The sequence below is a fragment of the Streptomyces gossypii genome (genome assembly GCF_025165795.1).
GTDB lineage: Bacteria > Actinomycetota > Actinomycetes > Streptomycetales > Streptomycetaceae > Streptomyces > Streptomyces gossypii.
On the sequence record NZ_JAJAGO010000006.1, the window covers coordinates 325,881 to 339,136 of the forward strand.

Annotated in this window: 15 protein-coding genes and 1 tRNA gene; 7 read left to right on the forward strand and 9 right to left on the reverse strand. The window is 69.8% G+C overall.

Annotation, left to right across the window (positions count from 1 at the left end; genetic code table 11):
- Nucleotides 1-288: 288 nt before the first annotated feature.
- Together LHJ74_RS15185 and LHJ74_RS15190 are read left to right on the forward strand one after the other, a co-directional pair.
- Nucleotides 289-2,799, forward strand: a complete 2,511-nt coding sequence (locus LHJ74_RS15185) for a transglycosylase domain-containing protein (protein ID WP_260218548.1) — start codon at nucleotides 289-291, stop codon at nucleotides 2,797-2,799.
- 221 nt (nucleotides 2,800-3,020) lie between these two features.
- Complete coding sequence (locus tag LHJ74_RS15190) at nucleotides 3,021-3,341, forward strand: DMT family transporter (RefSeq protein WP_260218549.1); 321 nt, start codon at nucleotides 3,021-3,023, stop codon at nucleotides 3,339-3,341.
- A gap of 13 nt (nucleotides 3,342-3,354) precedes the next feature.
- Here LHJ74_RS15190 and LHJ74_RS15195 read toward each other — a convergent pair whose 3' ends face one another.
- Both LHJ74_RS15195 and LHJ74_RS15200 read right to left on the reverse strand, forming a co-directional pair.
- On the reverse strand, nucleotides 3,355-3,657 hold the full coding sequence (locus LHJ74_RS15195) for a GroES family chaperonin (protein ID WP_260218660.1): 303 nt from the start codon (nucleotides 3,655-3,657) through the stop codon (nucleotides 3,355-3,357).
- Nucleotides 3,658-3,841: 184 nt separating this feature from the next.
- Nucleotides 3,842-4,165, reverse strand: coding sequence for a DUF3618 domain-containing protein (locus LHJ74_RS15200; RefSeq protein ID WP_260218550.1), 324 nt, complete (start codon nucleotides 4,163-4,165; stop codon nucleotides 3,842-3,844).
- 147 nt (nucleotides 4,166-4,312) lie between these two features.
- Between LHJ74_RS15200 and bcp the strand changes: the two genes are divergently transcribed.
- The 3 genes from bcp to LHJ74_RS15215 all read left to right on the forward strand — a co-directional run bounded on the left by bcp (nucleotide 4,313) and on the right by LHJ74_RS15215 (nucleotide 6,043).
- The gene (gene bcp / locus LHJ74_RS15205; protein WP_260218551.1) at nucleotides 4,313-4,780 is read left to right on the forward strand and encodes a thioredoxin-dependent thiol peroxidase; all 468 of its coding nucleotides are present in this window, start codon (nucleotides 4,313-4,315) and stop codon (nucleotides 4,778-4,780) included.
- Between the two features lie 111 nt (nucleotides 4,781-4,891).
- Nucleotides 4,892-5,968 carry an HNH endonuclease signature motif containing protein gene (locus LHJ74_RS15210; RefSeq protein WP_260218552.1) on the forward strand — a complete coding sequence of 359 codons (1,077 nt, stop codon included), beginning with the start codon at nucleotides 4,892-4,894 and terminating at the stop codon, nucleotides 5,966-5,968.
- Nucleotides 5,959-6,043, forward strand: a tRNA-Leu gene (locus LHJ74_RS15215). Before LHJ74_RS15210 ends, LHJ74_RS15215 begins: the two co-directional genes overlap by 10 nt.
- Before the next feature lie 2 nt (nucleotides 6,044-6,045).
- On the opposite strand, the gene rdgB is transcribed toward LHJ74_RS15215, so the two are convergent.
- The 4 genes from rdgB to LHJ74_RS15235 all read right to left on the reverse strand — a co-directional run bounded on the left by rdgB (nucleotide 6,046) and on the right by LHJ74_RS15235 (nucleotide 8,385).
- Entirely contained in the window at nucleotides 6,046-6,663 is a 618-nt protein-coding gene (rdgB, locus tag LHJ74_RS15220) for an RdgB/HAM1 family non-canonical purine NTP pyrophosphatase (RefSeq protein WP_260218553.1), read from the reverse strand.
- Nucleotides 6,664-6,738: 75 nt separating this feature from the next.
- Nucleotides 6,739-7,125, reverse strand: a complete 387-nt coding sequence (locus LHJ74_RS15225; RefSeq protein ID WP_260218554.1) for a hypothetical protein — start codon at nucleotides 7,123-7,125, stop codon at nucleotides 6,739-6,741.
- A 204-nt stretch (nucleotides 7,126-7,329) separates the two neighbouring features.
- A complete protein-coding gene (gene rph / locus LHJ74_RS15230) occupies nucleotides 7,330-8,073 on the reverse strand; it encodes a ribonuclease PH (RefSeq protein WP_260218555.1) in 744 nt (247 codons plus the stop codon).
- Between the two features lie 78 nt (nucleotides 8,074-8,151).
- Nucleotides 8,152-8,385 carry a PTS sugar transporter subunit IIB gene (locus LHJ74_RS15235; protein ID WP_260218556.1) on the reverse strand — a complete coding sequence of 78 codons (234 nt, stop codon included), beginning with the start codon at nucleotides 8,383-8,385 and terminating at the stop codon, nucleotides 8,152-8,154.
- Nucleotides 8,386-8,672: 287 nt separating this feature from the next.
- Between LHJ74_RS15235 and LHJ74_RS15240 the strand changes: the two genes are divergently transcribed.
- Nucleotides 8,673-9,944: a PTS transporter subunit EIIC gene (locus tag LHJ74_RS15240; protein WP_260218557.1), complete on the forward strand. Its 1,272-nt coding sequence runs from the start codon at nucleotides 8,673-8,675 to the stop codon at nucleotides 9,942-9,944.
- A gap of 114 nt (nucleotides 9,945-10,058) precedes the next feature.
- Here the strand turns inward: LHJ74_RS15240 and LHJ74_RS15245 are convergent, their stop codons facing one another.
- Nucleotides 10,059-10,820 (reverse strand): MBL fold metallo-hydrolase, encoded by a 762-nt coding sequence (locus tag LHJ74_RS15245; RefSeq protein WP_260218558.1) that lies wholly within the window; start codon nucleotides 10,818-10,820, stop codon nucleotides 10,059-10,061.
- A 199-nt stretch (nucleotides 10,821-11,019) separates the two neighbouring features.
- Here LHJ74_RS15245 and LHJ74_RS15250 point away from each other — a divergent pair, with 199 nt between their 5' ends.
- Nucleotides 11,020-11,505 carry a type II toxin-antitoxin system PemK/MazF family toxin gene (locus LHJ74_RS15250; protein WP_260218559.1) on the forward strand — a complete coding sequence of 162 codons (486 nt, stop codon included), beginning with the start codon at nucleotides 11,020-11,022 and terminating at the stop codon, nucleotides 11,503-11,505.
- Nucleotides 11,506-11,958: 453 nt separating this feature from the next.
- Here LHJ74_RS15250 and LHJ74_RS15255 read toward each other — a convergent pair whose 3' ends face one another.
- Both LHJ74_RS15255 and LHJ74_RS15260 read right to left on the reverse strand, forming a co-directional pair.
- Nucleotides 11,959-12,909, reverse strand: a complete 951-nt coding sequence (locus tag LHJ74_RS15255) for a PLP-dependent cysteine synthase family protein (protein ID WP_260218560.1) — start codon at nucleotides 12,907-12,909, stop codon at nucleotides 11,959-11,961.
- Nucleotides 12,909-13,202, reverse strand: a complete 294-nt coding sequence (locus LHJ74_RS15260; RefSeq protein WP_260218561.1) for a MoaD/ThiS family protein — start codon at nucleotides 13,200-13,202, stop codon at nucleotides 12,909-12,911. The genes LHJ74_RS15255 and LHJ74_RS15260 overlap by 1 nt, the downstream gene beginning before the upstream one ends.
- Nucleotides 13,203-13,256: the final 54 nt, after the last annotated feature.

A 13,256-nucleotide genomic window follows, 5' to 3' on the forward strand; every position in this document is an offset into this window, starting at 1 on the left:
GGGCCGCTCCTCCGTCTACCCAGTAGTACTTCCGTACGGCAGCAGGAAACGGCCGAAGCACGCGAGCCTAACCGACCTGACCGGCACGCAGCGATCGGATTTCCCGCACGCCGAACTCACTCGACCGGGTGAGGGGACACGCACGGAGGCAGCCACCGTTGTCACAGGTGTGGCCGTCGACGGTGTGGCCGTTCACGGGCGGACGGGGTACGGCATGGATGATGCGAGAGTGACTTATGGGGCGTACGACACGAATCGCCCGACTCTGGACGAGGAGTGCCTGCAGCGATGAGTGACGAGCCGAACGACGCGGCCGAGGGCCACAAGTCCCGGCCGGACACAGGATCAGCGGGCGAAGCCGGAGGACAGGGCAGCTCAGGCAGTTCCGGTGGCTCCGACAGCTCAGGCAGCCCGGAAAGCTCAGGCAGCCCGGAAAGCGCAGGCAAACCTGCCAAGGCAGCGCGGCGGCGGACCGGCTGGCGGCGCCTCATCCCCACCTGGCGCCTGGTGGTCGGCTCGTTCCTGATGATCGTGCTCATCCTGTCGGGCGGCCTCGTCGCGGGCTATCTGCTGGTCGACATCCCGGCACCCAACAAGGCCGCCGCCGCCCAGAACAACGTCTACCTCTACTCCGACGGCACCCAGATCGCCCGCGACGGCGAGATCAACCGGGAGATCGTCACCCTCTCCCAGATCCCCAAGAGCGCCCAGCGCGCCGTGCTCGCCGCCGAGGACCGGAACTTCTACAACGAATCCGCCGTCGACCTCACCGCCATGACCCGCGCGGGCTGGAACATGATCACGGGCGGCGACAAGCAGTCCGGCTCCACGATCACCCAGCAGTACGTGAAGAACTACTACCTCACCCAGGACCAGACCCTCAGCCGCAAGGCCAAGGAGTTCTTCATCGCGCTGAAGCTCGACAACGAGGTGAGCAAGGAGGAGATCCTGCTCGGCTACCTCAACACCAGCTACTTCGGGCGCAACGCCTACGGCATCCAGGCGGCAGCGCACGCTTACTACGGCAAGTCCGCCGAAGACCTCACCACCGGTGAGAGCGCCTATCTCGCGGCCCTGGTCAACGCCCCCGGCGCGTACGACACCCACGCCCACCCGGAGAACAGGGAGCGCGCCCTCGCCCGCTGGAACTACGTGCTCGACGGGATGACCGAGAAGGGCTGGCTCGGGCAGAAGAAGCGGGACGCGATGAAGTTCCCCGAGCCCGGCCCGTACAAGCCGCCGAACGCCCTCTCCGGGCAGCGCGGCTATCTCGTCGAAGCGGTGCGGAACTACCTCATCGAGAACGACATCATCGACGAGCGGCGCCTGCGCGCGGGAGGCTTCCGCATCACCACCACCATCGACCCCGACAAGCAGGACGCCCTCGTCGACGCGGTCGACGACCAGCTGATGTCGCAGCTGAGCAAGGACCGCGACGTGGACGACTTCGTGCGCGCCGGCGGCACCTCGATCGATCCCAAGACCGGCGAGGTCGTCGCGATGTACGGCGGCGTCGACTTCCTCAAGCAGTACGTCAACAACGCCACCCGTACCGACTACCAGGTCGGCTCCACCTTCAAGCCGTTCATCTACACGGCCGCGCTGCGCAACGACGCCACCACCCAGGACGGCCGCGCCATCGGCACCCGCACGATCTACGACGGCACCAACAAGCGCGAGGTGATGAGCGAGGGCCGCCGCACCGACTACGCGCCCGCCAACGAGGACGACCGCTCCTACGGCCAGATCCCCGTCATCACCGCGATGGACAAGTCGGTCAACTCCGTCTTCGCCCAGATGGGTGTGGACGTCGGCCCGCAGAAGGTCAAGGACACCGCGATCGACCTCGGTCTGCCCAAGGACACCCCGAACATGCCTGCCGACGGCTCCATCGCCCTCGGAGTCGCCACCGCCTCCACCCTCGACATGGCCGAGGCGTACGCGACCCTCGCCCGGCACGGCGAGCACCGCGACCACAGCCTGGTGAAGAAGGCCACCCGGGGCGGCGAGGTCATCAGTCTGCCCAAGCGTGCGACCGAACGCGCCGTGCCCCGGAACGCGGCCGACTCCACCACCGCGATCCTCCAGAGCGTCGTCGAGGGCGGCACCGGCACCGCCGCCAAGAGCGCCGGACGCCCCGCCGCAGGCAAGACCGGCACCGCCGAAGAGGACCGCGCGGCCTGGTTCGCCGGTTACACCCCGGACCTGGCCACCGTCATCAGCGTCATGGGCCAGAACCCCGAGGGCGGGCACGAACCGCTGTACGGGGCGGCCGGGCTCCCCCGGATCAACGGCGGCGGCTTCCCCGCCCAGATCTGGGGCGCCTACACGGCAGACGCGCTGGACGGCGAACCGGAGAAGGACTTCGACCTCAAGACCAGCGACGACGGCTCCAGCCGCCCGCCCGAGTCCCCCACGGGCGACACCCAGCCCACCACGCGGCCCACCGACCGCCTCCCCGGCACCGAGCCGCCCGCCAACGACCCCCCGGACACCCCCGGTGAGCCCGAGACACCGGGCGACCCCGGCACCGAGATCCCCCCGGACCCCGACGACCCGACGACGGGCGGCGCCGTCGGCGGCAGCACCGACGGGACCACCGAAGGAAGCGGAGGAACCGAAGGGACGGGCGGCATCGGCGACCCCGGCGGGGGTGACCCCGGCGGCGGCGATCCGGGCGGCGGTGGCCCAGGTGGCGGCGACCCCGGAGGCGCGGACGGCGGAGTCACCGAAGGCGGCGATCCCGGCGGCACGAACGGGGAACCGGACGGCGGGGTCACCGAGGGCGGAGACACCTGAGCCGGGCCGGCCCGGCGGAGTGACCCGCGCCGGGCGTCGGACCGGGCCGGGCGTCGGAGGCGGCCTCCGGGCCGGGTTTGCTACGGTGGGTCTTGATCCGACGAGACGCGCCGTACCGGGTCGCAGAACGCAGCAGGGCAGTGGGGACCAGCTCATCCGCCCATTCGCTCATCAGGAAAGACGACGCACCCCGTATCAGTTCCCACCACGGAGGTGCCGTCATGGCCTGGATTCTGCTCACACTCGCCGGTCTGCTCGAGGTCGGCTGGGCGATCGGCCTGAAGTTCACCGAAGGCTTCACCCGGCTGGTGCCCAGCGTCCTGACCATCGCGGGCTTCGCCGCCAGCATGTTCCTGCTCTCCCAGGCCGCCCGCACGCTGCCCATCGGCACCGCCTACGGCGTCTGGGTGGGCATCGGTGCGGCAGGAGCCGCACTCATCGGCATGTTCGCGCTCGGCGAGCCCGCGACAGCGGCCAGGATCTTCTTCGTCTGCCTGCTGCTGGTCGCGATCGTCGGCCTCAAGGCCACCTCAGGACACTGACGGGCCGACCGGCCTACAGATACAGGCCGGTGGAGTCCTCGGACCCCTGCAACCGCTCGGCCGCCACCGCGTGCAGATCGCGCTCGCGGATCAGCACGTACGCCACACCGCGCACCTCGACCTCGGCCCGGTCCTCCGGGTCGAACAGGACCCGGTCGCCCGGCTCCACCGTCCGTACGTTCTGCCCGACGGCGACCACCTCGGCCCAGTTCAGGCGGCGGCCGACCGCGGCCGTAGCCGGGATCACGATGCCGCCCGAGGAACGTCGCTCGCCCTCCGGGATGTCCGTACGGACCAGTACACGGTCGTGCAGCATCCGGATCGGCAGCTTGTCGTGCCGCGGGGAATCAGATGCGGGCGTCAGGGAACTCACGGCCGAACCGTATAACAGGACCGCGCCGCCACGGGCCGCTGGGCCGTGGCGGCTGCGACCGGCGGCTGGTGGCCAGGCTCAGGGTCTCTCGTTTGGATCCTGCCGGGCCCGGAGGCCGGGCGACGGGTCAGCGCCGTCGCCGCCTGGCCGAACGGAAACACAGCCCGCCCGTCACCACCGCCGCCACCACAGCCACCGGCACGATCCGCTCCATACGCGGCGAGCCGTCCTCACCGACGAACTGTGCCCGCACCCCGGACACGCCCTGATTCACGGCGACGTAGGCGCGACCCACCGTCCGGTCGACGCTCGCGGCGGCCTTGGCCTTGACGTCACCCATGAGCGTCTGCGGGTGCACCCGCACGGCGATCTCGTCCAGCGCGACCGCGAGATCCCGCCGCCTGCGGACGATGTCCGCCTCGATGTCCACCGGGGTCCTGGCATCCGACACCGCGCTGCCTCCGTCGCTGCTCGTAGCACTCGGCCTGCTCTCCTACCGGACAGTCTGTCAGCTTCGCACCGCCCGCGCCCCACGGCTCCCCCGAACGGACAGCTCGCTACCCTCGTCCCGTACGGCACCGACCTCCAAGGAGCACCGATGAGCGAGCGACTGCAGCCCGGCGACACCGCCCCCGCCTTCACCCTGCCCGACGCGGACGGCAAGCAGGTCTCCCTGTCCGACCACACCGGCCGCAAGGTCATCGTCTACTTCTACCCCGCCGCGCTGACCCCCGGCTGCACCAAGCAGGCCTGCGACTTCACCGACAACCTGGAGCTGCTGGCGGGCGCCGGATACGACGTCATCGGCGTCTCCCCGGACAAGCCCGAGAAGCTGGCCGCCTTCCGTGACCAGGAAAGCCTGAAGGTCACCCTCGTCGGCGACCCGTCAAAAGAGGTCATGGACGCGTACGGGGCCTTCGGCGAAAAGCAGCTCTACGGCAAAACAGTGACCGGCGTCATCCGTTCGACCGTCATCGTCGACGAGAACGGCAAGGTCGAACACGCCCTCTACAACGTCAAGGCCACCGGCCACGTCGCCAAACTCATCAAGGACCTCCACATCTGACCGCCCCCCTCCCCACCCACTCGCACGGCGTAACCCGCAGGCCCTCCGCTCGTTCTCCCTTGCGAGACCAGAACACACGCACGCCGCAGAGCAAGCGGAGGGGGAGCGCGCATGCCCGGGATCTACGACCTTGAGGTGCTGACCGAGGCTGTGACCGCCTCCACCTCCTGGGCGGAGCTGCTGCGCCGAATGGGCTTCCGGCCCAGCGGGGGAAGGCGGCGCGTCGTTCAGGAGCACGTGCGCTCCCATGGAATCGACACCAGCCACTTCAAGAAGAAGAGCCCCTGGCGGAAATATTCGGACGAAGCCATCAGGGAAGCAGTGGCTTCGTCGACGACACTGCGGGAAGTTGCCGGAAAACTGGGGGCGCGTCCCGCGACGGGCACCCTTTCCCATATTCGTCGCCGCATTCTGGTGGCCGGTTTCGACACCTCCCACTTTCCCGCTCTGAACTACTCGCCGCTCGATCTCCCGTTCACCCGTGAGGAACTCGCCACCGCAGCCGCCGCGTCGTCCAGCATCCGGTCGACGGCAGAGCTGCTGGGCATCGCCGATGACAGCCGTTCGCGGTCGACGCTTCGCCGGATGCTGACGGAACACGGGGTGGATCTCTCCCACTTCACCCATTTCCGCAAGTACATCGCCCCGGACGATTTGCGGTCCGCCGTCGCCCAGTCCAGCAGTTATGCCGAGGTCATGAGGAGGCTGGAGCTGGCGGTCAATGACGCGAACCACCGGCACCTTCAGCGCCGTACCGTTCAACTCGGTTTCGACCGCTCCCACTTCACGCGGACAGCGCGCAGGCGGCCGCAGCCTGTCGGGGCTCAGTCGGTCGCCGGTGAAGTACTTCGCGTTCAACCGCCCGGATCGGTCCGCACGAACCACACGAGACTGCGCCGGGCCCTCGAGGAAATCGGAATCGGCTATCTCTGCACCGGCTGCGGAAATCCTGGCGAGTGGCAGGGCGTCTCCATGACGCTGCAGATCGACCACATCAACGGCGACTGGCGTGACAACCGCCGCCAGAACCTGCGCTATCTCTGCCCGAACTGCCACGCGATCACGGACACCTGGTGTGGCCGTGGCCGTGGCGGTCGTCGCCGCGGGCCGTCTCCGTCCCGGAGCACGGAACCAGATACCCCCGCCCACCGCCCGGCCGCTACGATGGTCGACGACGAGCGGCCGTGATGGAATTGGCGAGACATGCTGGGTTTAGGTCCCAGTGGGGTAACCCCCGTGAGGGTTCGAATCCCTCCGGCCGCACTTCACCCCACCAGTTCGTGGATGAGTGGGGTCAGGGCGCGGAAGGCGCGGCCGCGGTGGCTGATGGCGTTCTTTTCGTCAGGCGTCAGTTCGGCGCAGGTGCGGGTTTCGCCTTCGGGCTGGAGGATCGGGTCGTAGCCGAAGCCGCCGGTGCCCGCCGGGGTGTGCCGGAGGCTGCCTGTGAGGCGGCCCTCGACCACGCGTTCGGTGCCGTCCGGGAGGGCGAGCGCGGCGGCGCAGGCGAAGTGGGCACCACGGTGCGGGTCTTCGATGTCTGAGAGCTGGGCCAGCAGCAGGTCGAGGTTGGCCCGGTCGTCGCCGTGGGTGCCCGCCCAGCGGGCGGAGAAGATGCCCGGGGCCCCGCCGAGTACGTCCACGCAGAGGCCGGAGTCGTCGGCGACGGCGGGATGGCCGGTAGCCGAGGCGAGGGCGTGGGCCTTCAGCAGGGCGTTCTCGGCGAAGGTGAGACCGGTCTCCTTGACGTCCGGCGTTGTCGGGTAGGCGTCGGCCCCCACCAGTTCGAGGGCGGTGCCGCCGGCGCGGCCGGAGGCGGTGAGGATCGCCCGCAGTTCGGCGACTTTGTGTGCGTTGCGGGTGGCGAGGATCAGGCGCTGGCTCATTGCCGGATTGTCTCAGAGCCTGTCGCACCCGACAGGCCAGCGGCCCGCAGGCCGCAGGCCGCACCCTTGCGACGCTCAGCCCGGTGAGCAGACGTTCGTGAGGTCGTCGGCGGCGTCGCCGACCGGGCCCACGTCCGGGGAGCGGCCCTGCTCGATGTCCGTGCGGGCGTCGTCCACCGCCGTGGCCATGTCCTTGACGGCCTTGCTGACGTCGCCGTCGTCCGTCTCGTCCTGAAGCTTGTCGAGGTTCTTGTCGATGCTGGTCAGCGCCTCGCGGGCGGCCTGCGGGTCCTCCGTGGCACCGGACACGGCCTGTTGCAGGTCGTCGACGGTGCCGGCGATGGTGACCGCGGTGTTGGCGCAGTCGAGTGCCTTGTCCAGGGCTCCGCAGCCCACTGCCAGGGATGCGGTGAGCGCGACGGTGACAGCGGTGGCGGCGGTGGTGCCCAGAGTGCGACGCACGAGTGTTCCCCTCCTGTGTGGACGGACGGTCCGTCCGTGGCCCGTCCGTCGTCTCCGCCCGGCTGCCGCCAACCGACTGGTCGCGGCCGGGCCGGGGTGCAGCCGGACGGACCGCACGGTATGACCCGTACGGCCCGTACCTTCTCTGACGCGTAAAGCACTCGTAAAGTTGCGATTCTGAGCCGCCACTCGGAACTACTCGGGCTACTCCCCCGCCAGTGCCAGGCGCTGTGCGCCGTCGAGCTGGGCGCAGCCCTTGACCGCCAGGTCGAGCAGGCCGTCGAGTTCGGCGCGCGTGAAGGGGACGCCTTCGGCGGTGCCCTGGACTTCGACGAAGCGTCCGTCGTCGGTGCAGACGACGTTCATGTCGGTCTCCGCGCGCACGTCCTCCTCGTAGCAGAGGTCGAGCATCGGGACGCCGTCGATGATGCCGACGCTGACGGCGGACACCCCGCCTGTGAGCGGTTGCGTCCTGCCCTTGATCAGCTTGCGTTCCTGGGCCCACGCGACGGCGTCGGCCAGTGCGGTGTAGGCGCCGGTGACGGCTGCGGTGCGGGTGCCGCCGTCCGCCTGGAGGACGTCGCAGTCGAGCACGATGGTGTTCTCGCCGAGTGCCTTGAGGTCCACGACCGCGCGCAGTGAGCGGCCGATGAGGCGGGAGATCTCATGCGTACGGCCGCCGATCCGGCCGCGTACGGCCTCACGGTCGCCGCGGGTGTTGGTGGAGCGGGGCAGCATCGAGTATTCGGCGGTGACCCAGCCCTGGCCGCTGCCCTTGCGCCAGCGCGGTACGCCTTCGGTGAAGCTCGCGGTGCAGAAGACTTTGGTGTCGCCGAAGGAGACGAGGACGGATCCCTCGGCGTGCTTGCTCCAGCCACGCTCGAATGACACGGGACGCAACTGGTCTGGTGTCCTCCCGTCGATGCGGGGGACGTCGGTTTGAGACATGGGGTCGAGCCTAGTGCCGCGCCGGGCAGGGTCCACCCGCTCGCCGGGTCTGCCCCGCCCTGACGCGGCACCCGCTGGTCACATCATGTCTTCGATCTCGGCCGCGATGGGGTCCGCGTCGGTGCCGATGACGACCTGGATCGCCGTGCCCATCTTGACGACGCCGTGGGCACCGGCGGCCTTGAGTGCCGCCTCGTCGACGAGCGCCGAGTCGCTGACCTCGGTGCGGAGGCGGGTGATGCAGCCTTCGATCTCCTCGATGTTCTCGAGCCCGCCGAGTCCGGCGACGATCTTCTCAGCCTTGCTGGCCATCTGGTTCTCCTGGTTTCTCGGCCCTGGTGGAGGCTCATGAGGCGGTGTGTTCACGGTAAGCCACGTTCAGTCCATCCTCACGGGCGTGCTCCACCTGCTCGGCAGATGATGACGGCGACCGGAATGGTTCCCGGATGTGGCCGATGTGGGTCACGCCACTCCAGCGGGTGCATTCCCTAGCCCGCCATGCCCGTGTTAAGAATGGTCTAAACCACTGAGTGGATTAGACCATTGGCGCGGGCCGTGCCTCAATCCGGCCGTCCCCTCGCGCGTACCAGGAGGATGTTATGTCCACGGCTAGTGCTTCGGCCGGCGCCGACAAGAAGGGCCGCGGCGCGGGTGCGATGGCGGTCGCTCAGCGGATCGGCCGCAGCCTCATGCTGCCGATCGCCACTCTCCCCGCCGCCGCGCTGATGGTCCGGCTCGGCCAGCCGGACATGCTCGGGCGGGAGAACTTCCCCGCGTTCCTCAACCGTATCGCCGAGTTCCTGGGCGCGGGCGGCAGCGCCCTGCTCGACAACATGCCGCTGCTCTTCGCCGTCGGCATCGCCGTGGGCTTCGCGAAGAAGTCGGACGGTTCGACCGGCCTGGCCGCCGTCGTCGGCTACCTGGTCTTCAAGAACGTGCTGGGCGTCTTCACCGACAGCAACCTGCCCAAGGAGCAGGAGGTTGTCGACGGGAACATCGTCGAAGTGGCGCCCGCGGTCGACGCGGGCGTGCTCGGCGGCGTGATCATGGGCATCGTGGTGGCCCTGCTCTACCAGCGCTACCACCGCAAGAAGCTGCCGGACTGGCTGGGCTTCTTCGGCGGCCGTCGCCTGGTGCCGATTCTGTCGTCCTTCGCAGGTCTGTTCATCGGCATCGCCATCGGCTACATCTGGCCGGTTCTCGGCACCGGGCTGCACAACTTCGGCGAGTGGCTGGTCGGCTCGGGCGCCACCGGAGCGGGTATCTACGGCGTCGCCAACCGCGCGCTGATCCCCGTCGGCATGCACCACCTGCTCAACTCCTTCCCGTGGTTCCAGGCCGGGGAGTACGACGGCGCGCACGGCGACATCGCCCGCTTCCTGGCGGGTGACCCGGAGGCCGGGCAGTTCATGACGGGCTTCTTCCCGATCATGATGTTCGCCCTCCCGGCGGCCTGCCTCGCGATGTACCACTGCGCCCGCCCCGAGCGCCGCAAGGTCGTCGGCGGCATGATGTTCTCCATCGCGCTCACCGCGTTCGTCACCGGCGTCACGGAGCCGATCGAGTTCACCTTCATGTTCATCGCACCGGTGCTGTACGCGATCCACGCCGTGCTCACCGGCGTCTCCATGGCTCTCACCTGGGCACTCGGCATGAAGGACGGCTTCGGCTTCTCGGCGGGCGCGATCGACTTCCTGCTGAACCTGGGCATCGCCACGAAACCCTGGCTGCTGGCCCTCGTGGGGCTTGGCTTCGCGGCGGTCTACTACGTGGTCTTCCGCTTCGCGATCACCAAGTTCAACCTCCCGACCCCCGGCCGGGAGACGGACGAGCAGATCGAGGAGGAGGAGAAGGCCCAGTACAAGGCGTGATCAGCCGTACCCCTCCTGATCCGACCGGCCTGGTCTGACCTCGGAGCGCCACGACGCGGCCCCGGAACCCACTGCGGATTCCGGGGCCGCGTCGTCGGCACTACGCCGCGCCGGTCACACCTCGTACACCGCTCCGGGCCGGGCCAGATCCACCGGACCGTCGAAGACGGACTTCGCGTCGCGCAGGTTGACCTGCGGATCGGTCCACGGCGGGATGTGCGTGAGGACCAGCCGACCGGCGCCCGCACGGCTGGCGAACTCCCCGGCCTGTCGGCCGTTCAGGTGAAGTTCCGGGATGTCCTCCTTGCCATGGGTGAAGGAGGACTCGCACAGGAAGAGGTCCGCGCCCTCGGCGAGCCCGGCCAGCTCGGCGCAGGGGCCCGTGTCACCGGAGTAGGTGAGCGTACGGCCGGTGCCACGCTGTTCGATACGGAAGCCGTACGCCTCCACCGGATGGCGCACCATGTCCGTACGGACGACGAACGGGCCCAGTTCGAAGGAGCCTTCCGGGCTCAGCGGGCGGAAGTCGAACACCTCGCTCATGGAGGACTCTGAGGGCGTGTCGTCGTACGCGGTGGTCAGTCGCTTCTCGGTGCCCTCGGGGCCGTACACCGGGATCGGCGCGCAGCGGCCGCCCTCGAAGCGGTAGTAGCGCGCGACGAAGTATCCGCACATGTCGATGCAGTGGTCGGCGTGCAGATGACTGAGCACGACGGCGTCGAGGTCGTACAGGCCGCAGTGGCGCTGGAGTTCGCCGAGTGCGCCGTTGCCCATGTCGAGAAGCAGCCGGTATCCGTCGGCCTCGACGAGATAGCTCGAACAGGCCGAGTCCGCGGACGGGAACGAGCCGGAGCAGCCGACGACGGTGAGCTTCATGGAGCGGGAACCTCCGTGGGCAGCCGGTGGGCCCCTGGGGGTGGATGGGGATTTTCCGAGCGTAAGCCGCGAGCGGCCCGCTGACTCCTCCGCAGGGCTGTGGTGTGGGCGGAATCACCAGCGCGGGGTACCTTCGGAGCCGGAAATTCATACGGTCGGCTCGGCGGCCCGGGTGAACCGGGCGGCCGGAGGGAGTGGCTTGGAGACCTGGTCGTGGCTCGCACTCGGCGCGGTGGCGGTGCTCGCGCTGGCGGCGACGCTGGTGGACGGCACGGGTCGGCTCGGCCGGTCCCGCGGATCCGTCCGTGCGGGCGGTGTGCGCACCGGGGCGCCGCTTCCGCGTCCGTTGCCCGGCGAGATCTGGTGGGCCGCTCCGCCGCCCAGCGACACGGCCGGTCCCGGCGAATGGAGCCGGGGCGCGGTGTGGCTCTGTCTCGTCTTGGCGGTATCCGGGGACTCCGACTCCGACTCCGTCAGGGTCGCCCCGATCACCGACGCGGCGGAAGCGCACGGCCCGCCGTCGGACCCGGCCACGGCGCCGCTGCGGCTGCCCCCGGGCCCCCTCGGCGAGGGGCCGTACCGGCTGGAGGCGACATCCCGCCACGTACCCCGCTCCACCCTCCGCCGACGCATCGCGGAACTGCCCCCGGACCAGTGGGCTCACCTCCGCCACCTGGGCGGCTGATGCCGCAGTTCCCCACCGGCTCACCATCGGCCGCCAGGTCCTTCCCCTGACCCGCCCCTTCCCGAGACCGGGGCTCCGCCCCGGGCCCTCTGGGGCGGGGGTCCCTCTTTCCGGACCAGGGCGCTCCGTGCTGGGTTGTGCCGGGCTCCCGGAAACGGGGCGGGGTACAGCGCGGGCCGTGTCCCGCCTGGCCGCCCGGCGGAACCTTGAGTGGTCGGGCTTTCCCCTGACCGCCCTTCCCGAACCTGGGGCCCGGGCGTGGCTCGCAGCCGCCCGGCGTGCGGCGGGGGCCGACGGGCGACAGCCCGCACAGCACCCGGCCGATCCCCGACCGACGGAGCCCCGGGGCAGAGCCCCGGTTCGGGGAAGGGGCGGGCCAGGGGAGAGGTCCGGCGGGCGGGGCGCGGGCCGTGTTGGGGCGGGCCCGGCCCCGCCCGCCGGAGCCACGGGCGGCTACGCCCAGAGTTGGCCGTGGAGCGCCGCCACCGCCGCCTCCGTGGAGGCCGCGGTGTAGATCCCCGTCGAGAGGTACTTCCAGCCCCCGTCGGCGACGATGAAGACGATGTCCGCCGCTTCACCGGCCTGCTGTGCGCGCTTGCCGACGCCGAGTGCGGCGTGCAGCGCCGCCCCCGTGGAGACGCCCGCGAAGATCCCTTCCTGGGAGAGCAGCTCGCGCGTACGGGTGACCGCGTCTTCGGAGCCCACGGAGAAGCGGGTGGTGAGGACGGATTCGTCGTACAGCTCGGGGACGAAGCCCTCGTCGAGGTTGCGGAGTCCGTAGACGAGGTCGTCGTAGCGGGGCTCGGCGGCCACGATGTGGATGTCCGGGCGGTGCTCCCGCAGGTAGCGGCCCGCGCCCATCAGTGTGCCGGTGGTGCCCAGGCCGGCGACGAAGTGGGTGACCGAGGGGAGGTCGGCCAGGATCTCGGGGCCGGTGCCGGTGTAGTGGGCGCCGGAGTTGTCCGGGTTTCCGTACTGGTAGAGCATCACCCATTCCGGGTGTTCGGCGGACATCTCCTTTGCGACCCGGACGGCCGTGTTGGAGCCGCCCGCGGCGGGGGACGGGATGATCTCGGCGCCCCACATGGCGAGCAGCTGGCGGCGTTCCTCGCTGGTGTTCTCCGGCATCACGCACACGATGCGGTAGCCCTTGAGCCGGGCGGCCATGGCGAGCGAGATGCCGGTGTTGCCGGAGGTCGGTTCGAGAATGGTGCAGCCGGGGGTGAGCCGCCCGTCTTTCTCAGCCTGCTCGATCATGTGCAGGGCCGGGCGGTCCTTGATCGAACCGGTCGGGTTGCGGTCCTCGAGTTTCGCCCAGATCCGCACCTCCGCCGAGGGTGAGAGGCGGGGCAGGCGAACCAGCGGGGTGTTCCCGACGACCTCCAGCGGAGAGTCGTAGCGCATCAGCGCATTCCTCCGGCGACCGCTCCTCCGGCCACCGCCGGGAGGATGGTGACGCTGTCGCCGTCCTTGAGCGGGGTGGAGATGCCCTCCAGGAAGCGGACGTCCTCGTCGTTGAGGTAGACGTTCACGAAGCGGCGCAGCTTGTCGTCCTCAACCAGGCGCTGCTCGATCCCGGTGAACCGGGATTCGAGGTCCTTGAAGAGGTCGGCGACGGTGGCACCCTCTCCGTTGACGGACTTCGCACCGTCGGTGTAGGTGCGCAGGATTGTCGGGATGCGGACCTCGATGGCCATGGGTGTGCTCCTGTGGAAGAGGAAGGCGGGCGGGGCTGGGGACCGTACGGCCAC

Excerpts from the sequence above, each read along its gene's own strand:
- LHJ74_RS15185 (WP_260218548.1), top strand. The coding sequence starts at position 289 with ATGAGTGACGAGCCGAACGACGCGGCCGAGGGCCACAAGTCCCGGCCG.
- LHJ74_RS15190 (WP_260218549.1), top strand. The coding sequence starts at position 3,021 with ATGGCCTGGATTCTGCTCACACTCGCCGGTCTGCTCGAGGTCGGCTGG.
- LHJ74_RS15195 (WP_260218660.1), bottom strand. The coding sequence starts at position 3,657 with ATGCTGCACGACCGTGTACTGGTCCGTACGGACATCCCGGAGGGCGAG.
- bcp (WP_260218551.1), top strand. The coding sequence starts at position 4,313 with ATGAGCGAGCGACTGCAGCCCGGCGACACCGCCCCCGCCTTCACCCTG.
- LHJ74_RS15210 (WP_260218552.1), top strand. The coding sequence starts at position 4,892 with ATGCCCGGGATCTACGACCTTGAGGTGCTGACCGAGGCTGTGACCGCC.
- rdgB (WP_260218553.1), bottom strand. The coding sequence starts at position 6,663 with ATGAGCCAGCGCCTGATCCTCGCCACCCGCAACGCACACAAAGTCGCC.
- rph (WP_260218555.1), bottom strand. The coding sequence starts at position 8,073 with ATGTCTCAAACCGACGTCCCCCGCATCGACGGGAGGACACCAGACCAG.
- LHJ74_RS15235 (WP_260218556.1), bottom strand. The coding sequence starts at position 8,385 with ATGGCCAGCAAGGCTGAGAAGATCGTCGCCGGACTCGGCGGGCTCGAG.
- LHJ74_RS15240 (WP_260218557.1), top strand. The coding sequence starts at position 8,673 with ATGTCCACGGCTAGTGCTTCGGCCGGCGCCGACAAGAAGGGCCGCGGC.
- LHJ74_RS15245 (WP_260218558.1), bottom strand. The coding sequence starts at position 10,820 with ATGAAGCTCACCGTCGTCGGCTGCTCCGGCTCGTTCCCGTCCGCGGAC.
- LHJ74_RS15255 (WP_260218560.1), bottom strand. The coding sequence starts at position 12,909 with ATGCGCTACGACTCTCCGCTGGAGGTCGTCGGGAACACCCCGCTGGTT.
- LHJ74_RS15260 (WP_260218561.1), bottom strand. The coding sequence starts at position 13,202 with ATGGCCATCGAGGTCCGCATCCCGACAATCCTGCGCACCTACACCGAC.